General features: G+C 41.2%; 14 protein-coding genes and 1 pseudogene. 11 read left to right on the forward strand and 4 right to left on the reverse strand.

Features of this window, described 5'->3' with window-relative positions:
* Positions 1-15: 15 nt before the first annotated feature.
* The gene (locus tag ACPFYS_RS04360) at positions 16-849 is read right to left on the reverse strand and encodes an alpha/beta hydrolase (protein ID WP_427876181.1); all 834 of its coding nucleotides are present in this window, start codon (positions 847-849) and stop codon (positions 16-18) included.
* 445 nt (positions 850-1,294) lie between these two features.
* Between ACPFYS_RS04360 and rsmI the strand changes: the two genes are divergently transcribed.
* The gene (rsmI, locus tag ACPFYS_RS04365; RefSeq protein WP_427877656.1) at positions 1,295-2,134 is read left to right on the forward strand and encodes a 16S rRNA (cytidine(1402)-2'-O)-methyltransferase; all 840 of its coding nucleotides are present in this window, start codon (positions 1,295-1,297) and stop codon (positions 2,132-2,134) included.
* A gap of 25 nt (positions 2,135-2,159) precedes the next feature.
* On the opposite strand, the gene ACPFYS_RS04370 is transcribed toward rsmI, so the two are convergent.
* Positions 2,160-2,426 carry a hypothetical protein gene (locus ACPFYS_RS04370; protein ID WP_427876183.1) on the reverse strand — a complete coding sequence of 89 codons (267 nt, stop codon included), beginning with the start codon at positions 2,424-2,426 and terminating at the stop codon, positions 2,160-2,162.
* On the reverse strand, positions 2,405-3,091 hold the full coding sequence (locus ACPFYS_RS04375) for a hypothetical protein (RefSeq protein ID WP_427876185.1): 687 nt from the start codon (positions 3,089-3,091) through the stop codon (positions 2,405-2,407). Before ACPFYS_RS04375 ends, ACPFYS_RS04370 begins: the two co-directional genes overlap by 22 nt.
* Positions 3,092-3,373: 282 nt before the next feature.
* Here ACPFYS_RS04375 and metG point away from each other — a divergent pair, with 282 nt between their 5' ends.
* Positions 3,374-5,251 (forward strand): methionine--tRNA ligase, encoded by a 1,878-nt coding sequence (gene metG, locus ACPFYS_RS04380; protein WP_427876187.1) that lies wholly within the window; start codon positions 3,374-3,376, stop codon positions 5,249-5,251.
* A gap of 350 nt (positions 5,252-5,601) precedes the next feature.
* On the opposite strand, the gene ACPFYS_RS04385 is transcribed toward metG, so the two are convergent.
* Positions 5,602-7,062: an aminopeptidase C gene (locus ACPFYS_RS04385; RefSeq protein WP_427876189.1), complete on the reverse strand. Its 1,461-nt coding sequence runs from the start codon at positions 7,060-7,062 to the stop codon at positions 5,602-5,604.
* A gap of 601 nt (positions 7,063-7,663) precedes the next feature.
* Between ACPFYS_RS04385 and ACPFYS_RS04390 the strand changes: the two genes are divergently transcribed.
* The 9 genes and pseudogenes from ACPFYS_RS04390 to ACPFYS_RS04430 all read left to right on the forward strand — a co-directional run bounded on the left by ACPFYS_RS04390 (position 7,664) and on the right by ACPFYS_RS04430 (position 22,515).
* On the forward strand, positions 7,664-8,647 hold the full coding sequence (locus ACPFYS_RS04390) for an ABC transporter permease (RefSeq protein WP_427876191.1): 984 nt from the start codon (positions 7,664-7,666) through the stop codon (positions 8,645-8,647).
* Positions 8,648-8,725: 78 nt separating this feature from the next.
* Positions 8,726-9,688 (forward strand): ABC transporter permease, encoded by a 963-nt coding sequence (locus ACPFYS_RS04395; RefSeq protein WP_427877657.1) that lies wholly within the window; start codon positions 8,726-8,728, stop codon positions 9,686-9,688.
* A gap of 21 nt (positions 9,689-9,709) precedes the next feature.
* On the forward strand, positions 9,710-11,713 hold the full coding sequence (locus ACPFYS_RS04400; protein WP_427876193.1) for an ABC transporter ATP-binding protein: 2,004 nt from the start codon (positions 9,710-9,712) through the stop codon (positions 11,711-11,713).
* A 327-nt stretch (positions 11,714-12,040) separates the two neighbouring features.
* Positions 12,041-13,777 (forward strand): ABC transporter family substrate-binding protein, encoded by a 1,737-nt coding sequence (locus ACPFYS_RS04405; protein WP_427876195.1) that lies wholly within the window; start codon positions 12,041-12,043, stop codon positions 13,775-13,777.
* 188 nt (positions 13,778-13,965) lie between these two features.
* On the forward strand, positions 13,966-15,780 hold the full coding sequence (locus ACPFYS_RS04410; RefSeq protein ID WP_427876197.1) for an ABC transporter ATP-binding protein: 1,815 nt from the start codon (positions 13,966-13,968) through the stop codon (positions 15,778-15,780).
* A gap of 2 nt (positions 15,781-15,782) precedes the next feature.
* The gene (locus ACPFYS_RS04415; protein WP_427876200.1) at positions 15,783-17,579 is read left to right on the forward strand and encodes an ABC transporter ATP-binding protein; all 1,797 of its coding nucleotides are present in this window, start codon (positions 15,783-15,785) and stop codon (positions 17,577-17,579) included.
* 76 nt (positions 17,580-17,655) lie between these two features.
* Positions 17,656-18,669: a TatD family hydrolase gene (locus ACPFYS_RS04420; protein WP_427876202.1), complete on the forward strand. Its 1,014-nt coding sequence runs from the start codon at positions 17,656-17,658 to the stop codon at positions 18,667-18,669.
* A 139-nt stretch (positions 18,670-18,808) separates the two neighbouring features.
* Positions 18,809-21,316, forward strand: a pseudogene (locus ACPFYS_RS04425) (KUP/HAK/KT family potassium transporter); the annotation flags it as partial.
* 380 nt (positions 21,317-21,696) lie between these two features.
* The gene (locus tag ACPFYS_RS04430) at positions 21,697-22,515 is read left to right on the forward strand and encodes an HD domain-containing protein (protein ID WP_427877658.1); all 819 of its coding nucleotides are present in this window, start codon (positions 21,697-21,699) and stop codon (positions 22,513-22,515) included.
* Positions 22,516-22,531: the final 16 nt, after the last annotated feature.

Raw genomic sequence — 22,531 nt, forward strand, 5'->3', positions numbered from 1 at the left:
TAATTATTTAATATTTTACTTTTCAAAAATCCTATGTAGCCAATCGCAAGCAAGAGGAACCCACTTTTGCACATTAGTTTGTACAAAATTAGCTTCAGTTCCCGGCTTAGCTGTTTCTTTACTTGCAAGAGCCAATCCGTGCGGACCGTTCGGGAATAAATGCGCTTCGACGCTTACTCCAGCACTTACGCATGCGTCAATAAACATAATTGAATTTTTAACAGACACAACCTGGTCAGTAACAGTCTGCCACACAAATACTGGAGGTGTTTTAGCGTCAACATGTTTTTCCATAGATAATTCTTCTACTAATTCTTCGTGACGCTTTTCGCTTACGTCTCCTATCAGCCTTGCAAAACTTGGCTTGTGCCCCCACTCGCCGGCAGTAATTACAGGGTAAGCTAGCATAAGTGCATTTGGTCTCACGCTGTCTGCATTATAACCGTGTTCTTCTTCCACACTGTCACTAGCTGTAGTTGCTATATTTGCTGCAACCTGTCCGCCTGCAGAGAAGCCTAGAATAGCAACAGCATTAGGGTTTACGTGCCAAGCATCAGCGTTATCGCGAATTAGTTTCATCGCTTGCGCTACTTCAAGAAGCTGTGTTGGGTGGCTGCTAGGTACAATCGAATATTTCAGAACAAAAGCTTGGAATCCTGCGCTCGCAAATTGTAATGCAATTGGCTCAGATTCGCGGTCAGAAACTATAGCAAATCCGCCGCCAGGCAGAATTAAAACAGCTGGACGAGTGCGTTCAGGATCTATCTCATCACTATTGTTAATAACATATCCGGTAAGTGTTGCTGAACTTCCGTCAATGCCTTGTATTTTTTGCTCAATAATTTTCATGTGTGCCTCTTTTACTCTTTTGTTTCTTTTACTTTCGTAATTGATTTTGAGTACTTAAGTGCTAATACATAAGCATAATCTTCTATATACATATATTTTTTACTTAATCATATTTTTATATTTTTTATATTTTTATGCGTAATAAATTGTGTTGCGAAGTTTTATAAAATCGTTTACGAGTTTGCTGCTCATAATGTGCACAAAGTATTATGTTTGATAGTAAACGTACTAGCTGTGGTAAGTAAAATATTCCGAAACTTTATTAGAAAGCATTATTATGAGTGATAATCATTGTGAAGAAGCTGATCAGTTGCCTGATTGCAACGAATCCTTCGGAGAATTTGCGTTAAGCGAAAAAAGTGGGGAAGAAAAAGATTTTTCAAGTGATGACCATAGTAACAGTAGCTTCGGTAAAGTAGTTTTGGCTGCTACTCCAATCGGTAATATGGGTGATGCTTCTGCGCGTCTAATACGATTGCTTGAAACTGCAGACTTGGTTGCTGCTGAAGATACGCGCAGGCTCTACGATTTGGCTAATCGTTTGGGAGTTCGTGTAAACGGGAGAGTAGTCGCATACCATGATCACAATGAGCGCAATAAAGCAGATGGTATTTTAGATGAGGTTGAGCAAGGCTCCACGGTTTTAGTTGTTTCTGATGCTGGAATGCCAACTATTAATGATCCTGGTTTGGCAATAGTTCGTCGCGCAATAGACAGGGATTTGCCTGTTACGTGCGCTCCTGGACCTAGTGCTGTATTAGATGCGCTTGCGTTGTCGGGTTTGCCAACAGATCGATTCTGCTATGAAGGTTTTTTGCCTAGAAAATCAGGTGAACGTCAACAGCATTTGCGTGCATGTAAAGCCGAGCGTCGCACTATAGTTTGGTATGAAACCCCTCACAGAATTGTCGAAAGCATGCAAGACATATTGTCTATTATTGGTCCTAATAGACGCATGGCATTGTGCCGTGAGCTTACGAAAGATTTTGAGCAAATAAGGCGTGGCACTGTGCAAGAAATTCACGATGGTGTTCTATCAGATCCTCCTCGAGGAGAGATTGTTTTGGTAGTCGCTGGTGCTAGTGATGAAGAAATACGTGAAGATTCTTCTGAGATTACTGTATCTGAGCTTGCGCAACTTGCTATCAGCTGTTCTGAAACTAATGGTATTCGTATTAAAGATGCAATTACTCGCGTAGTAAAAGAGCATCCACTTTCAGACGGTTCTTTTGCTAACCGTAAGCAAGTTTATGCAGAGTGCTTGTCTCAAAAAAGCGACGATTAGTCTTAAAATTACTTTCTTGCTTTACCTAACTGTTTGATTGCGCATAATCGTATGCAGCAAACAGTACTTCTAAGCTGTGGCGTACATCAGGACCGCCTTTTTGCGATATGTATTCCAGCATGTGAGCATCTGCAGAAGGGTTAGCGATTACCCATTTACGTAGAGAAGGTACATTTTCTGCTATATGCCAGAGTATTGTAGCCGGAGTATCTGGATTGCATGCTACTTGAGGAGTTAGCACTATAGGCGGCTTGGGTGGAATATTTAATTTTAAATTTTGTGTTTTCTGCATATTTTTACCCCCAGTACTTGCTTTTTAGTATTTATTTCATAGTCATCTTGCATTACCTTTTTTAACCAAATTTTTGCCATAGATGCTCCTGGAAAATATGGGTTTTCTTGAAAAATATGCAAGCAATCGTAGAAGCGTATGCCGTACTGTTCCATTAGAATATGAACTGTTTGCTGCCTAAATAATTCTTCTTGTGGACTTTCAGACGGCGTAAAAGCTATATCACACACTGTGCGTATTGGTGTTGTAATATGTAATTTCCCCACGGTATTGCACTCTTTTGCAGATATTTTTCTGTGAAACATGCGTATAGATCTGTCATGCGTTTTTCTGCGATAGTTGCTATAGGCAATAATGTCTATATTTTCGGGAAAATCTCCTCCAATCCATATCCAGGCAGCAGTAAAAAGACATATTGTGCCTTTGTTATGAAGTATTTTCATAATGATTTCGCTTCTTCCTATTACAGAATTAGCGTGTTGGAATGAGTAGCCACTTTGCGATGTGAGTTGATTTATAGCTCCATATTTAGAAAGTTTATTAACACACAATGGACCCGGTAAATGAGTTGTGTCCATTAAAGCAGGAATTATATCTGTATCCGTTTTGCTTATGTTCTCACGTACTCTGTTAAGCATTATTGAATCTATTTTTGCTTCTAACATAATTTCCCCCTCTATGTTTCGTCTTATTACATGTGGTTTTATTCCTTCTTAGTTATCACGTTTATTTTGCGTTCAATTAATTTCGGCTAAAAAATCTTAGTTGTAATAGATTAAAAATTTTTTCTCGAGTACGCTACTTTTATTTATAAAAATGTGGATATGTGCATAACTTAATTTTCTCTGCGCAAAATCGCATTTTATCTTCAAAAATATTAAATAATTATGTAAGAAAATAGTATTATCTTGTAGCACTGTCCGCGCTGAACAAGATAATATTGGGCTATGAGTCATATTTTGGTGAATGTTGCTTGGCCATACGCTAATGGTCCCCGTCATATTGGTCACGTTGCAGGCTTTGGGGTACCTTCGGACGTGTACGCGCGCTATGAGCGTATGAAGGGTAATGACGTGTTAATGGTGTCTGGAACAGACGAGCACGGCACGCCGATTTTGGTTGAGGCAGATAAAGAAGGAATTTCTGCTCAAGAACTTGCGAATCGTTACAATCGAGTAATTACAAAAGATTTATGCGATTTGGGATTGAGTTACGATTTATTCACGCGCACAACAACCGGAAACCATGAGCATGTTGTGCAGGAAATGTTCCGTCAATGCTTGAAGAACGGCTACATATATAAGGGCACTCAGAAGGTAGCAATTTCTCCTTCTACAGGACGTACTCTTCCAGATCGATATATTGAAGGTACATGTCCTCTTTGTGGCGCTGATGGTGCTCGCGGAGATCAGTGTGATGCTTGCGGAAACGAACTTGATCCGGACGAACTTATTAATCCTGTATCTAAAATTAACGGAGAAACTCCACGTTTTGAAGAAACGGAGCACTATTTCTTAGATTTGCCTGCTTTAGCTGATGCTAATTTGAGTTGGTTAAATTCTCGAGATGGTTGGCGTACTAACGTTATCAATTTCTCGATTGGTCTTTTCAAGGAAGTTAAGCCGCGTGCGATTACGCGAGATATTGATTGGGGTATTCCTGTTCCTGTAGAAGGTTGGGTAGATAACCCTAACAAGCGTTTGTACGTGTGGTTTGATGCTGTAATTGGTTACTTGTCTGCTTCTATCGAATGGGCGCGTAGACAAGGCAAGCCGGATGCTTGGAGAGACTGGTGGTGTGATCCAAAGTCTCCTGGCTATTACTTTATGGGTAAGGATAATATTACTTTCCACTCTCAGATTTGGCCTTCTGAAATGCTTGCTTACAATGGTGCAGGTTCTAAAGGTGGAGAAGTTGGAGTTTACGGTCCGCTTAATATGCCTGAGCAGGTTGTGGCTTCAGAGTTTATGACTATGGAAGGCAAAAAGTTTAGTTCTTCCCGCGGAATTGTGATTTACGTGAAAGATATTTTGTCGCGTTATCCTGTAGATGCGGTTCGTTACTACATTTCTGTAGCTGGTCCTGAAATGTCGGATGCAGATTTTACTTGGGCTGAGTTTGTGCGTCATAACAATGAGGAACTTGCTGCCAGCTGGGGTAATTTGGTAAACCGCGTGGCTAATCTTATACATAAGAATTTTGGCGCTATTCCTCCTCTTGATGAAGATTCAATGACTCTTATGGATCGTGCTCTTCTTGATCAAACTTCTGATTCCTTCGAAGTAGTTGGTGGTCTTATTGAACGTCATCGTCAGAAGAATGCTTTGACTGAAGCTATGCGAGTGGTAGCTGATATCAATAAGTATATTTCTGCCACTGAGCCTTGGAAGATTAAGGATGATGAAGCTCGACTTGGTACCGTTTTGCATGTTGCAGCTCAAGCTGTGTCGGATGCTAATCATCTTCTTGCACCATTCTTGCCTCATTCTGCGCAAAAAGTTTGGGAAGCTCTTGGTGGTACGGGTGTGTTCTCGCCGTTGCCTCATATTGAAGAAGTTGAGGATCTCGATAAGCCTGGGTTTAATTATCCGATTATTACTGGTGATTATCGTTTGGGCGAGACCGTGCATCCTTGGGAGAGTGAGGAGCTAGTTGTCGGCACTCCTGTTCCAAAGCCAGAGCCGATTTTTGCAAAAATTCCTAAGGAAGCAGTGCAGGAAGAGCTTGATCGTTTCGAAACTGCATTAGCTGAGCGTAGGCGTGTCGAAAAAGAAAGGTTCGAAAAAGCGCAAGAAACTTTGCAAAAATGTGACGAAGATAACTAAAAGCAGGAATTTCTTAGAAAAAATAAAAAAATTAAGAAAATTTTTGTGTTTTAGTATAGTTTTTCATAAAGTATGTTGTTATAATAAAAAATGCTGGTGGTTCGCTGCCAGTGAGGTTCGTTTTCGAACCCCATAACTGAAACCTTCTTCTCTCTTTCTCTCTGCCCCGGCGGGTTTTATCTCTTCCCGCCGGGCTTCTTTTTTATCAAATAGTTTTTATCAAATAGAACTAACTAAAGCTAGCTAGAACTAATTAAAAAGCGCAGATCGCTAATCGCAATCTACGCTTTTGTTAAATTCGTAATGTTAAAACTTCAGTTAATTTAATTACTTCAGTCGCTTTAGTTACTTCAGTTGCAACGCTTAGTAAGTGGTTCCCAAGGTTCTACCATTACAGGCTCTTGTTTCAGAATTTCGAGAGTTTCCTCATCGAGATACTTCTTGTTGATGATTATTTCAGTCACGTAGCGGTCAAACCATTCAGCAGAACCAACGTAGTAACCGTCTTCTCCAGCATCTTTACCCCAGCTGTTTTCAATCTTCCAACGATCTGGCTCGCCATCTTTATTGATGTTCACGCCAGTGAAGGTCATTGCGTGGTTGCTTGGACTGTCCATGTATTCTAGTCCCTGAGCCTTTGTGAAGTTGAATTTCACGTCGAAAAGTTCGTCAACGCGAACAACTGCAGGATCGAAGAAGCCCGCTTCTCGCAAAGAGAACTGAGTGCAATCGCAGGCAAACCAAATTGGATGACCTGCATTGAGCTGCGCTACAGCTGCTTTTCGGAATACATCGATTGGAACGTTTACGAATTCCATTCCTTTTGTTTCAGCAACGTTTGTGCTGTATTTGATTTGATACAGCTTATTAAATGGAGTGCGTTCCATAGGGGAGTTGCTTAAAGTGACGAAATCGTTTACGTCAACTGGTACGTACTTTTTGGCGAATTCTAGAGGTGTAATTCCGATTTCGCAAATCATAGGGCGATCGTCTTTACCAGTCTTTGGTTTTTCTTCTTTTTTATCTTTCTTATCTTCAGACTTTTCGCTATTTTCAGACTTTTCGTCTTTCTTTCCGTCTTTTTTATCTTCGTCTTCGTCGTCTTTTGTGCGCGCAATAAAATCAAAATGCTCTGGTGGTTCGCCTAGTGCAATAGCAGTCATGCGATATACGGTTTCCAAGTCGCGAACTTTCATTTCTCGCAACTCTTCCAAAGAAGTACCATTCTTGTGGGCTTCTCGCAGTTCCGCAGCGAACTCGCGCAACTTGCTGTTAATATACTGTACGAATGTGTCGGAGTCGGTAGCATTCTGCGAATCTGGATAAGCTGACTTTGGTACAAGTCCGTACTTGTTTACAAGGTTGACAAACATCTGCCACCAACCGCCGTCGTCGATTGGTCCTTCGTTGATAATTTGGAAGAGTCTGCTATCAATTGGCTCATCTAATGTGTCTAAAACGTTTTCAAGGTATGCATTTGCTTTTTCAATCTTGTCCCAGAAGAACAAATAGCTTTCTGAAAACTCAAAGTCGTCTAAATTCCACTTGTGCATTAACTCGTAACGTAATGTGTTAAGTGAAGCAAACATCCAGCAGCGGCCTGAATGAAGCTGGTTAGTGATGCTTCCTTGCTTAAGCTCTACAGAGAATTCGCGTTGAAGTTTACGCTGTGCTTGGTAGCTAGTGGCTGCTTTTAGCACTCCGTTTGCTACAGATGCATTCGCGGCTAGAAGATTAGCGCGCTGTTCGTTGAAGTGCTTTGAGTAGGAATTTACGTGTTCAAGTGTTACTGCTTTGACGTTTTCAGCCATAAGTTTTCCTTAACTCCTTTTGTTTGTACGGATCATTGGCAGTGCCAGCGACGTATTATCAATGTATGAATAAGAGTTATTGTAGCCCGAATAATGCCTTATGCGCGTTTTGTTTTTGTCTCATTTACGGCATTTATAAAAATAGGCGTAACTAATTTTGGGAAAAATGTAAAATTGTGGTAAATATTCTATTATATTTAATAAATTTTGAATTTTTTACGGTTTTAATATTTTGCGTTTTCATGTATAGCAATAGCAATTTTGTTTCGATTAGCGCCTAAAAACTACTATGTTCGTACTAATAAAAATATTGTTAAAACTTTGATATTCCGCCATTTCTTTACGCTTACTTGTTACTGAATTATATTTTGAATAATGATTTTTAAAAGAGATATACGCGCAAAATCGCTAAGTAAAATATTTTCTGTTTTTGCATTTTGTACATAGCTTGTCTAAGAATGTACTAATCATGTCCCTTATGTAAGGGGTCAGTTTTGCGCGTCTTTTTGCGTGTGTTGCTGTATAAATAAGTCGGCATGAGCGAATTTTCCGCAATTCGCGACTTGCTAGTGAACGAAATTAGGCGGAGAAAAGAGTCACAATGATTCGATACATCGTTAAACGGTGCCTGAACTATGTTGTGATGTTGTTTGTTGCAACATCTATGACGTATTTCTTAGCGAGTGCTTTTATGTGTCCGCGTTCTAATTACATGTCTAGGCATCCGCATCCTCCTATTAATTCCATTAATCGTTCTCTTGATTTGGCGAATATTAACGATCAAACTCCTATTTTTGTGCGCTATTTCCGCTGGTTGAAAGGTATTCTTACTCGCTGGGATTGGGGATTAAGCCCAGATCAAGCTCCTGTTACCGGTGCTATTTCTTATCGTATTAGCGCATCAGTGCAGCTGGTTACTGGAGCTACAATACTTGGCATAATTTTCGGTGTAAGCATTGGTGTTTATACTGCTATTCGTCAGTACAAGTGGCAAGATCGTGTTCTTAATTCTATTGCAACATTCTTGCTAGTTGTTCCTGCTGCAGTGCTTGGCTTGCTTGTTGTTATTGCGGCTATTAACTTAAATGATCTTTCAGATTTTCGCATTTTCTATGTGACTGGATTGCATTCGTATCAAGGTTCTGATCCATTCATGTATATTGCTGATTTCTTGCAGCATCTAATTTTGCCGACTATTGTTATGACAATTCCTGGCATGGTTGGTTATCACTTAACCCAACGTACTTATTTACTCGATACTATGAATGCTGATTATGTGCGTACTGCTCGTGCTAAAGGATTGCCACTTAATAAGGCTATTCGTCGTCATGCTTTGCGTACTTCTTTAATTCCTACTGCTGTTGATGTTGCATTCTCGATTGCAGGTGTGTTCACTGGCGCTGTTATTACCGAATCTGTGTTTGCAATTAATGGTCTTGGAAGCTATTTCGTACAAACTATTTCTAATAACGATATTAATGGTGCTGTTGCTATTGCTGCATTTGGTGCTGTGTGTACTTTAGTTGGTGCCTTGCTTGCAGATATATTCTCTGCTTGGCTTGATCCTCGTATCCGTTTGAGCTGATTGCAGTACAGTAGGTGAATTGTTATGAAAAAATTTGGTAAATCTAACAAGCCAGAAGAGCTTGAAGCTAATAAAGATTTGAATATTACTGATGGCTCTGTTGCTGCGGTTGATAATGACGTTAAAGCGTCTAGTGAAAATAAAGCAACTGCTGCAAGTCCTTGGAAGAATTTTAAGCGTACTGGCAAGATGACGCTGTATACGCGCCGTTTCTTTAGGCGCCCGTCTGCAGTAGTCGGCTTGATTATGCTGATTATTTTGATTATTTTCGCTATTTTTGGTTCTGCGTTCTCTAAGTGGAGTTACGACGATCCTGATTTTGATGCTCTTGATCAGCCGCCTTCTTCGGAACATTGGCTTGGTACAACTACTGGTGGATCGGATATGTACGCTATGGTTGTGCGAGGCTTGGGTCGCTCATTATCAATTGGTATTGTAAGCTCAATTACTATTACGATTATTGCTGCTCTTGTTGGTACGGCAATTTCATACTTTGAAGGTTGGTTCGAACAAGTTGGCATGTGGATTTTGGATATGCTTCTTATTGTTCCTTCCTTCTTGCTTATTGCTTTGTTTACTGGAGCTGCTAGCGACGGCAATGATTGGCTATGGCTTACTTTCGGTTTAACTGCTTTTGGTTGGATCGGTTACGCTCGTACTCTTCGAACTCTGACTTTGAGTTTGAGAGAGCGCGAGTATATTAGTGCAGCTAAGTTCGAAGGTGTTTCTTCCTTCCGCATTATTGTTCGTCATTTGGTGCCAAACTTGGGATCTGTTTTGATTATTAATACAGTTCTTGGTGTTATTGGTGCTATTAACGGTGAAACAGCATTAAGCTTCTTGGGTCTTGGTATTAAAGCTCCTGATACCTCATTGGGCACATTGCTTAAAATTGGTCAGGCTAGCGTGCAGACTTCTCCTTGGATTATTTTGGCTCCTTCTGTTGTGCTAGTTTTGCTCACTTTTTCTGTTCAGCTTATTGGCGACGGTCTTCGTGATGCTATCGATCCTTACTCCAAGTCTGTTGGTAAGGCCGAGTAAAGCATATTTGGGGGTGTGTTTATGACTGCAGATATGTTGAATGAAGATATGAAGGAAAAAGATAAGATGGAAGATAAGAACACTGAGTCTCAACTTACTTCTGAAGATGCTGATTCTGTTGATCTTAAAGCAGCTGACGGTTCAGATGATTCTGTATCTGAAGAAAATGCTTGGAGCGAAGATCAGCCTTTGCTTTCTGTGCGTGATTTGCAGGTTAGCTTCGCTTCTGAAGCTGGTACTGTACATGCCGTTCAAGGTATGAATTTTGATTTGTACCGTGGTAAAACGATTGGTATTGTTGGTGAATCTGGTTCCGGTAAGTCTGTTACCTCTTTGGCAGTTATGGGTCTTCTCGATAAGAACTCATCAGTTAAAGGTTCTGTGACTTACAAGGGCGAAGAACTTTTAACAAAGACTGATCTTGAGATGAGTAAGATCCGTGGCAAGAATATTGCTATGGTCTTCCAGGATCCTCTTTCCGCGCTTACTCCAGTTTTCTCTATTGGAGATCAGCTTAAGGAAGCTCTTGTAATTCACAATCCTCATATGACTGCGGAGCAGATTCGCGAACGTTCTATTGAGCTTCTAAATTTGGTCGGTATTACTAGACCAGAGGAACGTTTGAAAGCTTTCCCTCATGAGTTTTCTGGTGGTATGCGTCAGCGCGTTATGATTGCTATGGCTATTGCTAACAATCCAGATATTATTATTGCTGATGAGCCTACTACTGCTTTGGATGTGACTATTCAGGCTCAGGTTTTGGATGTTTTGAAGAAAGCACAGCGTGAAACTGGTGCTGCAATGATCTTCATTACTCACGATTTAGGTGTTATCGCCGGTGTTGCTGATGAAGTTATTGTTATGTATGCAGGACATTTGGTTGAGCATAATAGCGTAGAAGAGATTTTTGCTCACCCAACTCAGCCTTATACCATTGGTTTGCTTGGTGCTGTTCCTCGCGTTGATCAGAAGCGCACTCGTCGCTTGACACCAATTTCTAAACCAACTATGGATATGCTTGTTGAAAGCGAAAAGTCCGGTGACGATAGCTCCATGATTGGTCTTGAGGCTGAAAGTGAAACTGTTCGTAGCTTGATGCGTGAAGAAACTGAAACGCCGATTAAGCCTATTTTTGATGGTATTCCTCGTGAGCAGAGAGATATCGTGCTGGATGTAAAGCATTTAGTTAAAACTTTCCCTGTAACTGGCGGCGGTTTCTTACGTCGTAAAGTTGGTGAAGTTCGCGCAGTTAATGACGTAAGTCTTGAAGTTCGCGAAGGCGAGACTGTGGCTTTGGTGGGTGAGTCTGGTTCTGGAAAGTCCACCACGTTAATGGAGATTATGAGCTTAAAGAAGCCTGAGTCTGGTTCTATTCGCGTTTTTGGCACTGATCTGAACGATAAGCTCACTCGCGATGAAAAGCGAGTTCTTCGCTCTAAGATTCAGTACGTGTTCCAGGATCCTATGAGCTCACTTGATCCTCGTATGCTTGTTTACGATATTTTGGCTGAGCCTTTACATGTGCAGCATAAGTCAAGGGATGAGATTCGTGATCGTATTGCGGAGCTTATGCAGTTGGTTGAGTTGAATCCAGATCAGGTTGATAGATTCCCAACTCAGTTCTCTGGTGGTCAACGTCAGCGTATCGCTATTGCTCGCGCTTTGGCTGTGAACCCTAAGTTGCTTCTTCTCGATGAACCTGTATCTGCATTGGATGTTTCTATTCAGGCAGGTATTATCAACTTGCTTGAGGATTTGCAAGATAAGCTTGGTGTTGCTTATTTGTTCGTGGCTCATAATATGGCTGTAGTTCGTCACATTTCTAGCCGTATTGCAGTTATGTATCACGGGCGAATTGTGGAATCTGGTGAGACTGATGCTGTGTTTGATAATCCTCAGCATCCGTACACAAAGGCTCTGATTAGTGCTGTGCCAATTCCAGATCCTACTGTTGAGAAGCATCGTCAGCGTATTATTCTTTCTGAAGAAGATAATTTTGATGATGTTCCAAGTATTCTGAACTAGCATTTGTTTGTTTATCTAAACATTTGTTTATAAGAATTTAGGTTTAGAAAAATCGCGTGTGTCATGTCGACATGCGCGATTTTTTTCGTTCAATCTTGAAAAAATCAAAAAAAGTAAAATATTTTGTTTTTTATATGATTTTAACTAAAAAATTTTCTGTATGTTGATTTTTTAATAATGAATTGTAGCTTTTTAGCGTAAATACCGAATAACAAAAGTTGATATACACATTTTTTTAAAAAACTCGTAACACAAAATGTCAGAAGATTGGCTATACTCTACACACATACCGGAAGAATGGACATCATCCGGGGAATGAGAGGAATCATGAAAAATACAAATGCAGGTAAACTCACTGTATTTGCTGCAGCTGCTCTTTCAGTAGCAATGCTACTTGGAGCATGCGGTGGCTCTGGCAAGTCTGGAAAGGCTACAATCACTGAGTCTCCAGCTGGTGTTGACACATCCTACACTGGTGCACTCCCGATGCCAGATATAAACAAGCGTTACGATAATCCACAGCCACGTGAAAACGTTAAGGATGGCGGCACTTACACAGTAGCTATGCCAACTATCGGTCCAAACTGGAATTACGCTTCTAATGACGGTAACTCTAGTTACATGGCTACTTTGTGGAGCTTCTACCAGCCAAATCTTATGGCTTACGACACTGTAAAGGGTGAAAAGATTAAGTACAATCCTGACTACATCACTTCTGTGAAGAAAGTCAGCGATAATCCACTCGTAGTTCAGTACAACTTGAATCCAAAAGCAAAGTGGAATGATGGCACTGACATCGACTGGACTGCTTTCAAGGCAACCTGGCAAACTATGAACGGTGCAGATCCTGATTACTCAGTGGCTTCCACTGAAGGCTATGACTGCATTAAGAGCGTTGAGAAGGGCTCTAATCCAAAGCAGGTTGTTGTAACCTACGATAAGCCATGCGCCACTTGGGAATTGCTCTTTGCTCCACTCGTTAACCCGAAGTCAGTGGATGTTAAGACCTTCAACCAAGGCTGGGTTGACAATCCTCACAACGAATGGGCTGCAGGTCCATTCAAGATTCAGTCTGCTACCGAAGATCAGGTTGTTTTCGTGCGTAACCCTAAGTGGTGGGGCAAGAAGGCAAAGCTTGACAAGGTTGTTGTGAAGCGTATGGAAGATACTGCTTCTATGAACGCTTTCAAGAATGGCGAAATTGACGCTGTAACAGATGCCATCAGCTCTAAGGAACAGATCACTACCGCTCGTAGTGTTAAGGATGCTCAGCTTCGTTACGGCTACAGCACCAAGATTCGCGTGTTGAACTTCAACGGTACGGCTGGTGCTCTTAAGGATAAGGCTGTTCGTAAGGCTGTTGTTCAGGCATTCGATCCAGCTACATACAACAAGATTCAGTTCCAGGGTATGAACTGGAAGAGTGAGCAGCCAGGTTCTGAGCTTCTCTCCATGTTCCAGGAAGGCTACAAGAATAATCTTCCAGCAGAAGCCAAGTACAACGTTGCTAACGCAAAGAAGACTCTTGAAGCTGCTGGCTATAAGATGGGCAGCGATGGCTACTATGCTAAGGATGGTAAGACACTTGAGGTTTCCTTCACCTTCTTCGGTGACGATTCTCTCCAGGCTGCTCTTGCTAATGCATTCCAGGCCATGATGAAGAAGGCCGGCATCAAGTGCAAGACCGTAAACCAGCCTGCTGCTAAGTTCCAGAAGGTTGTTGCAGCTCACAATTACGAAGTTCTTCCATTGGCATGGCAGTCCACATCACCATTGAGCTTCTTGTCTGCAGCAAGCCAGGTTTACAAGTCTGATAGTGATTCCAACCTCGGTCTCGTTGGCAATAAGAAGATTGATGAAGTCCTCGCCAAGGTTGGTAAGACCTACGATTACAAGGAACAGACTGATTATGCTAACAAGGCTGAATCTATGGCCTTCGCAGAGTATGGCACAATCCCAGTTTCTGCTCCTCCAATCTACCATATTTACAAGAAGGGCTTTGCTAACGCAGGTCCTGCAGGATATGCAAGCGTCTACCCAGAAGATATGGGTTGGCAGAAGTGAGTAAAATCTTAAGATTGCATAATATTATGTGAACTTAAAGTTTTACTAAAACTATCTTGTATACGTGTGGCGTGTAATCTTACGATTGCGCGCCACACATTTTTGTCTAAGGTATAAAATTATTTAGTCTTTTCGCAAAAGCAAGGTCGTAAAAGTAAAGTCGCGAGAGAACAAGGAGAAAACAGCGCATGTACGTAAACCCAACCAAACGCAAAGAAGCAAGTAACGTGCGCTGGATACTTCAATATTGCAAACCAGATATGTGGAAAGTTGGGGTATCTCTTATACTTTTTGTCATAAACGACACTATCGCAATGATTATGCCACTGCTATCCGGTTACATAGTCGATCAAATTATTGTAGGACGTCACCACAATTTACTAACTCGCATATGCATACTGATGATAGTGCTAACAATATTTAGAGTCGGAACTCGCTATGCGTACCAAATGCTTATGGAAAAGTTTGGTCAAAATGCAGTGTATAGACTCGTAAGTGACGAGTATGAAAAATTACATTCACTAGACTTTACATATTTTAATCACACGCGCACAGGCGACATTATGAGTCGCATGACTTCCGACACTGATGCAATTCGTCACGTTTTAAGCTGGGTATCATATCAAGCATTAGATTGTGTTGTTATGTTTATATGCGCTTTAAGCATTATGACAACAATCGAGTGGAGACTAGCATTAGCTTTAGCTGCCACAACTCCAATACTATTTTTGCTTACACGAGCTCTTAGTAAAAAAGCTAGACCAAAATTCTTAGCAATTCGCGAATCATTCGCACGAATGAATTCCATGGTAGAAGAAAATATCGAAGGTAATCGCGTAGTAAAAGCTTTCGTGCGAGAATCTTTCGAAACGGAAAAATTCGATGAACGTAACGAAGATTATTTCCAAAGAAATATTACCCTGGCAAAAAACACTCAAAAATACATGCCTTGGATTGACGGCATGGGATTTATTCTAGAGCTTATAACAGTAGGCTTTGGCGGTTGGTTAGTATTAAACGGAAGTATGACTCTAGGCGCATTCGTAACATTTAATAGCTTCCTGTGGATGCTTAATATGCCTGTAAGAATGACAGGATGGCTTATTAACGATTGGCAGCGATTCAATGCAGGATGCGTAAATATTCGCAAGTTGCTAACCGAAAAATCGCATATTGTTGATTCCAAATCTGCAAAAAAGCAAAGTGATATGCTTGGAGAAATTCGTTTTGAGCATGTTGACTTCGCTTTTCCAGATGATCAAGATGCACCTATTTTGCGCGATATTAATTTAGATGTTCCGGCAGGTAGCAAACTCGGTATTTTAGGCGAAACTGGTTCTGGAAAGTCAACACTTGTAAGCCTTATTTCACGTTTTTATGATCCAACTAAAGGCAGAGTATTAATAGATGGAAAAGATATTAAGGATTGGCCGTTAGAAGTATTAAGAAGTAAAGTAAGTGTTGTTGCTCAGGAAACATTCCTGTTTTCCGATACTATTGCAGGAAATATTAGCTTCGGATTGACTTCTGCTAATGAAAATAATGAGTCATTCAGCAAAGATATTCGACGAGTTGCACGTATAGCTGCAGCAGATGAATTTATTATGAGCATGCCAGAAGGCTACGAAACAGTAGTAGGTGAGCGCGGAGTAGGACTTTCTGGTGGGCAAAAACAAAGATTGAGTTTGGCTCGCGCGCTAGCAAATAATCCTGCAATTTTGATTATGGACGACACTACTTCTGCAGTAGATATGGAAACAGAAGCACATATACAAAAAGAGTTGAAAAAACTTGACGGTACGCGCACAGTGATCACAATCGCGCATCGTATTTCATCAGTTAAAGATGCAGACATAATTGTTGTGCTAGATCACGGAAAAATAGTTGAACGCGGAACTCATGAGCAGCTTGTTGCAGCGCACGGACGATACTGGGAAATTTACAGTAAGCAATTAGGCGTGCAAATCGGCAATGCTTCAGGATTTGAAACAAAAGGGGAGTAACAGTGTCGAAACGCAACACATTCCGAGAAGACGAAAGTCAAGAAGAACGCGTTAATGTGCGAGAACTGCTGCAAGTTCGAAAATATATGAAACCTTACTTATGGCAGTTGTTGCGCGTAATACTTGTAGTTATTAGCGGAAGCATAATTATGACAGCAATGCCTATGATCACCAAAACACTCATAGACGTTGTTCTTCCGAGCAAAAATGTCACATACTTGTACGAAATTATCGCCGTATTTGCCGTGTTAATCATACTGTATGAGTTAGGTTTAGCATACAGAACATTAGCAATCACGCGTATTGGTCAGCTTATGATTAAAGACATGCGTCGAGATATTTTCACGCATGTGCAATCATTATCTTTTGACTATTTTGATTCTCGTCCGCATGGGAAAATCTTAATTCGTATAGTGAACTACATAAATACGTTATCTGACACGCTCTCGTCAGGTTTAATTAACGTATTTTCGGATTTATTTGTACTTATTATCACCATGATCGCCATGTTCGTTATAGACTGGCGGATGGCGTTGTGGAGTCTTGTACTATTCCCACTATTTCTTATATGGACGCGTACGCTACAAATATTGCAGCGCAAAGCTTCACGTAAACTATCAAATAAGCAGAGTAATCTAAACGCATACTTACACGAGTCGATTGCGGGAGTAAAAACTACACAAACTTTCGCAAGAGAAGCTGAACAATACGCTACTTTCCAAGAACAACAGTCAGATGTTCGTAGCGCGTGGATGCGTAATGTAAGCGTGCAAATGCTTTTATGGCCAGGAGCATTCATTATTGAAAGTGCTGCAATTTCTTTACTGTACTATGTAGGAATTTCAAACATAGGAAATATGAATGTAAGCACTGGAACTCTTATAGCTTTCGTATGGTATTCAAGCACATTCTGGGAGCCAGTAGTAAATATTGGTAATTTTTATACTCAGCTAGTTACTTGTTCAGTGTATCTTGAGCGCATTTTTGAAACGCTTAAAATCAAGCCAAATATTATCGACAAAGATGATGCTATAGAATTGCCGAAAATTAAAGGCAAAGTGGACATAAATGATGTTGTATTCAGATATGAAGATGATGGAAAACCAATTTTGAATTTGGTTGATTTGCATGTTAAACCTGGTACTACTGTGGCTCTAGTAGGGCCTACAGGTGCAGGAAAAACAACTCTCGTAAGTCTTCTTTCCAGATTCTATGACGTATCGGAAGGTTCAATTACCATAGACGGTCACGACGTGCGTTCAGTAACATTAGCCTCTTTGCGTAAACAAATGGGCGTTATGCTGCAAGACAGTTTTATTTTCAGCGGAACAATTCGTGAAAATATTCGATACGGTAAACTCGACGCAACTGACGAAGAAATCGAAGCCGCGGCTCGAGTAGTTCATGCGCACGAGTTTATTGAAGAATTGCCTAAAGGTTACGATACGCAAATCGAGGAAAGAGGAGCAACTCTTTCTGCAGGACAAAGGCAACTTATATCTTTTGCAAGAGTTTTACTAGCGAACCCACGCATTTTGATTCTCGACGAAGCAACAAGCAATATCGATACTCGCACAGAAGAAGCATTACAGGCTGGCTTAGCTCAGCTGCTAAAAAATCGCACTTCTTTCGTAATCGCGCACAGACTTTCAACAATTGAAAACGCTGATTTGATTTGCGTAATAGACCATGGGCAAATTATGGAACGTGGCACACACAATGAACTTATGGCCGCAAAAGGATCGTATTATCGTCTTGTTCAATCGCAGTATGCTGCAATTCGCCAAGCGGTTGCGTGAGCGTGAAGTAAGCGTTTGCGCGAGTGTGAAGTAAGTGTTTGCGCGAGTGTGAAGCTGCGTGAGTAAACTAAACAGTATGAGTAAACATCATCGCGAGCATAATTGGGCACCCGCATTAGCGTCACTTGCGGAAGGCGAAAGCGTAACTGAAGAGCCGAGATCATCAGTATGGGAAAATCTTATTAAAGAAGGAATAAGAATAGCTGACGATCACACTCACATGCTTAGCGTAGTAGATTTCGCGCATAATCTAAACAAAGAGCTAGAAGAAAAGGGGCGTGATTTAATAGTTGAGCCGACTGCAGAAGATCTAATTGCGCAAGCAAACTCAGCTGGAGTTTCGAATATGCTAGAAGTAGGTTGCGAATATCCAGATTGGGAGCCAACAATTTCTTTTGCAAAGAATCACGAAGATTCTGTGCGTGCAGCATTAGCAGTGCATCCTAATGAAGCTGTTTTACACGGGCATCGTGGAGCAACAGGGCCGGATGGTTTACCTCTTGCTTACAAGCCTTATCACGATATTCCATTCGATGAAGCGATGCAACATCTACACTCTTTAGTAGTAGAAAATTCAAAAGAAGTGGTTGCAATTGGCGAAACAGGATTAGATTATTTTCGTACGGGAGAGGCAGCTCGTAACGCGCAGCGAGAAGCTTTTCGAGATCATATTGCTCTAGCAAAAGAGTTAAATCTACCTTTGCAAATTCACGATCGTGATGCTCACGAAGACGTTGTAAAAATATTATTACAGGATGGAGCTCCTTCTAGAACAGTATTTCATAGTTACGCTGGAGGAGTGGATCTAGCCGAAGTTATAAAAGAAAACGGCTGGTACGCAAGTTTTTCAGGAACATTAAGCTACAAAGGAAACGAAGATTTACGAGAATCTGCAAGAATTATTGGATTAAGTCACATAACAGTAGAAACTGACGCTCCATATCTTACGCCTATGCCGTATCGAGGGCGTCCTAATGCGCCTTATATGGTGCCGTATACATTGTGCGCACTAGCAGATACGCTTAATCTTCCACTACTAACAGTTGCTAAAGAGACGCGTTTGAATACTCGAAAGATATACGGTTTTTGATTTCGTAGCGTTGCCACTTTGCGAGATATAGCCTGAGTTGTATACAATAATCCAAGACGGAATAAAACTGTGAAGGTGTGGGCAAGGTTTTCTCGTGCGTATTGTGTGAGAAACTTGGCTTATGGAGGAACAATCTAGCATGACGAAGTCACGCGTTTCCGAACCATCGAATGATGGTCTGAAGGATCCTCGCAACGGCGCGAAAGATTCCGAGAAAAGTCCGAAGACTCCAAAGAGTCAAAAAGATGCTATCTTACGAGCAGCTTCATTTACGAAAGCTCCGAAAGTTTCGCATAAAACTACTACTCGAGAAGAACGAGAAGTTTTAGCGCAGCAGCAGGCTAAAGAAGTAAAAGAAGCAGAAAAACTCGTAGCTAGTGCAATTAGTGGACCGTTCGGACGTTGGTGGGCTAAAATACAAACCAGCTCCGACCGTTTTACTCTCGGCATGGCAATTGTTGCTCTTGGCGTTGTGTATGGAGACATAGGTACGTCCCCTCTTTATACGGCTCAAACATTTTTAGCTGGACAAGGTGGATTGCAGAACATTAATCGCGAAGCAATATTTGGCATGCTTTCGCTACTGTTCTGGTCTATTACGCTTATTACCACCGTGAAGTATGTGTTTGTTGCTATGCGAACCGACAATAATGGTGAAGGTGGTATTTTTGCTCTCTACTCGCTTATTCGTAGGCGAGCAGCATGGTTAGTGATACCTGCAATGATTGGTGGAGCCGCTTTTCTAGCAGATTCTGTTCTTACGCCTGCAGTATCTATTTCTTCTGCAGTCGAAGGTTTGCGCACTATTGAAGCATTTAGGCCTGTTTTCTTAGAAAATGAGAACTTATCATTGATGATTACGATAGTGATCATTGTGCTACTTTTCTCAGTTCAGCAGCGCGGTACAGAACGCATTGGTAAAGTGTTCGGAATCGTAGTTATGGTTTGGTTTGCATTCCTCGCTCTTACCGGCATAGTGAATATTGGAAGCGACTGGACTATTTTTGAAGCTCTTAACCCTGTTTACGGCATAAAATTCTTGTTCAGTCCGAATAATGTTCAAGGCCTTGCGTTGATGGGTATTATCTTCCTTTCAACCACTGGTGCTGAAGCTTTATATTCTGATATGGGTCATGTCGGTAGAGGAAATGTTTACGTAACGTGGCCGTTTATTAAAATTGCGCTTCTACTTAACTACTTTGGTCAAGGCTCTTGGATGCTTCAGCATAAGGGAGATAAAGACCTGTGGAATGTTGATGCTTTAAATCCGTTCTTCCAAATGCTAAGCCCTGATGTGCGTTATATTGCTGTTGTTCTTTCAGTAACTGCAGGTATTATAGCCTCTCAAGCTCTTATTACCGGCGCGTACACAATGGTTTCTGAAGCTACAAGCTTGAATTGGATGCCTCATTTGCAGGTAAGATATCCAGCTCGTACAAGAGGACAGCTCTATATTCCTGTAGTTAATTTTGTATTGTGCCTAGCGACTTTAACAGTGCTCGCAGTATTCAAAGATTCAGAGCATATTTCTGGAGCCTACGGTTTGGCGCTTACCTTAACTATGTTAGCTACAACTACACTTCTTGCAGTGCATATGTGGTATCAGCGTAAGCGTTTTGGTGCGTTTATTTTTGCAGCTGTATTCTTGCTTATCGAGGTTACGTTCTTCATAGCTTCTATGGCGAAGTTTATGCACGGCGGCTGGTTTACTATGCTTCTCGGTGCTTCCATTTTGATTATTATGATTACGTGGAATGATGGCACTAAAATTGAGCGTTCTCAGCGTTTGCACATGAAGCCTAAAGATTTTCTGCCTGTGCTTGATAAGCTGCATGGAGATTTTCGTATCCCGTATTTTGCAGATAATATCGTGTATTTGACGTCTGATAGAGAAATGAAGCGTCTCGATACTGGTATTTTCTTCTCAATTTTCGCGGATCACCCTAAGCGTGCTAGAGCTTGGTGGGCTGTGTCAGTTGAAACTGATGATTCTCCGTTTACTCGTGAATATTGCGTAGAAAATTTCGGAACTGACTATCTATTTAGAGTGCGTATAAAACTTGGTTTTAAAGTTTCGCCTTCTATACCAGCGTATTTGCATCAGATTATGCACGATTTATCGCATACAGGTGAACTTCCGCAACAGAAATCTGTTTATCCGAAGGTAGATGCGGATCCTGATATTGGTCCAATTCGTTACGTTCTTCTTCACAAAGCTTTGATGCCTGAATCTAATATTTCTGCACGCGCGGCTTTGTCTCTAAAAATGAAGTATGCCATTCGTCATATTGCAGGAACGCCTGTTAAGTGGTTTGGACTTGCGCCTTATAATCCGATTGTTGAAGTGCAGCCTTTATTTGTCTCTACTCGCAGGCCTCCGCGTCTTAAGCGTGAAGAGTATGAATCGAGGGCAGTGCGTTCTAAGCAAGCTGCTGCTGTTGGAGAGGTTTCTGCTTCTGCTACTTCTTCTACTGAAGTAATTCGAACATTACGCGATGTTGAGAAAACTCAGAATTTAGATGCCTTGCATATGAATTCTGATTCTGTTAAAACGCAAAATATGCAGTCTGTTGGCAACAAAGTAAGCAAAGTAAGCGATAATTCGGATGCAGAGCAAACTGCTGTTATGAATGTGAATGATATTGCTTCAGCTAATGTGATTATTGCAGACGATAAGATTTCGAACACTGGTAATATTTCACCAATAGTTGAGACTAGGATTGTTGCTCCTTTGCCTGCGAATATTAATGGAGATTCGCGTCTTGCTGCTATGGTTCGCATGACAGAAGAAGCTGAGTCGGATGATACTGCGAATTCTTTAGACGAGTCTTCCTCTATTGAAGCTATTCCAGCTGAGTCTGTTGTTTCAGCTGAGTCTACTCCAGCTGAGTCTACTCCAGCTGAGTCTGCTGAAACTGAGTCTGTATCAGATAAGTCTGTATCAGATAAGTCTGTATCAGATAAGTCTTCTGATAAAAAATCAGCTAGTAAGAAAAATTCCGCAAAATCTCGTAAGTGAGTGCCATTATGGTTTACGCTGCAAACGATGAGTTTTCTGCATCGTGCGAAAATCGAGTCAACGATGTTCGTATTGTAAATCTGCCTGATTTTTCAGAAGTTGAGCATTTGCATTGCGAGATTTCGCCTTCTTCTGCAGCGTACAATCTTATTCACTCTCATTGTGTTGTTATTGCGACTATTTCATGGCAGCTTGCTCATCATCAAAACGTTTTGCTTGCTGCGAAAACTGACGTTCCTATGAGTGATGTATTGCGTAAAAGAGCTTCACTCGCAAAAGATGGAATGATTAATTTGATAGGAGATAATCCTCTGCCTGAAGTAGTTGGCGGTTATGCTCCTACGCGTTATGTTGATGAGTATGCTGCATGCATTGGTGGCTTATTGCATGATATAGGAACGTATAAGGTTCTTGCGAAGAATGGTAGTTCTGACGACGACGAGTTACGTTTTGACGGTCCTCGCTACATTTTGCATGGCATTAGGGGCTATAACTATTTACTTAAACATGGCGTTAGTGAAGAAGCTGCGCAATTTGCGCGCAATCATACTGGTGTTGGTTTAACTAAAGAACAAGTGATTGCTCAAAAGCTTCCTTTGCCTTATGCTGATTACCTGCCGCTCACTGTTGAGCAGGAAATTGTTATGGTTGCAGATAAGTACAATAGTAAATCGATTCCGCCTAGATTTTTGACAGTAGACTCTTACAGGCGTAAAGCGGCTCGTTTTGGTGAGAGTAACGCTAGAAAGTGGATGCAGCTCGTTGAAAAATATGGGGAGCCTAATATAGCTGTTTTAGCTGATAGGTTTAATATGCGAGTTTCTTAAGTTTTTTCTTTGTTTT

It is taken from the genome of Gardnerella sp. 2492 (assembly GCF_050320365.1).
Taxonomy (GTDB): Bacteria; Actinomycetota; Actinomycetes; order Actinomycetales; family Bifidobacteriaceae; genus Bifidobacterium.

Excerpts from the sequence above, each read along its gene's own strand:
- ACPFYS_RS04360 (WP_427876181.1), bottom strand. The coding sequence starts at position 849 with ATGAAAATTATTGAGCAAAAAATACAAGGCATTGACGGAAGTTCAGCA.
- rsmI (WP_427877656.1), top strand. The coding sequence starts at position 1,295 with ATGGGTGATGCTTCTGCGCGTCTAATACGATTGCTTGAAACTGCAGAC.
- ACPFYS_RS04370 (WP_427876183.1), bottom strand. The coding sequence starts at position 2,426 with ATGCAGAAAACACAAAATTTAAAATTAAATATTCCACCCAAGCCGCCT.
- ACPFYS_RS04375 (WP_427876185.1), bottom strand. The coding sequence starts at position 3,091 with ATGTTAGAAGCAAAAATAGATTCAATAATGCTTAACAGAGTACGTGAG.
- metG (WP_427876187.1), top strand. The coding sequence starts at position 3,374 with ATGAGTCATATTTTGGTGAATGTTGCTTGGCCATACGCTAATGGTCCC.
- ACPFYS_RS04385 (WP_427876189.1), bottom strand. The coding sequence starts at position 7,062 with ATGGCTGAAAACGTCAAAGCAGTAACACTTGAACACGTAAATTCCTAC.
- ACPFYS_RS04390 (WP_427876191.1), top strand. The coding sequence starts at position 7,664 with ATGATTCGATACATCGTTAAACGGTGCCTGAACTATGTTGTGATGTTG.
- ACPFYS_RS04400 (WP_427876193.1), top strand. The coding sequence starts at position 9,710 with ATGACTGCAGATATGTTGAATGAAGATATGAAGGAAAAAGATAAGATG.
- ACPFYS_RS04405 (WP_427876195.1), top strand. The coding sequence starts at position 12,041 with ATGAAAAATACAAATGCAGGTAAACTCACTGTATTTGCTGCAGCTGCT.
- ACPFYS_RS04410 (WP_427876197.1), top strand. The coding sequence starts at position 13,966 with ATGTACGTAAACCCAACCAAACGCAAAGAAGCAAGTAACGTGCGCTGG.
- ACPFYS_RS04420 (WP_427876202.1), top strand. The coding sequence starts at position 17,656 with ATGAGTAAACATCATCGCGAGCATAATTGGGCACCCGCATTAGCGTCA.
- ACPFYS_RS04430 (WP_427877658.1), top strand. The coding sequence starts at position 21,697 with ATGGTTTACGCTGCAAACGATGAGTTTTCTGCATCGTGCGAAAATCGA.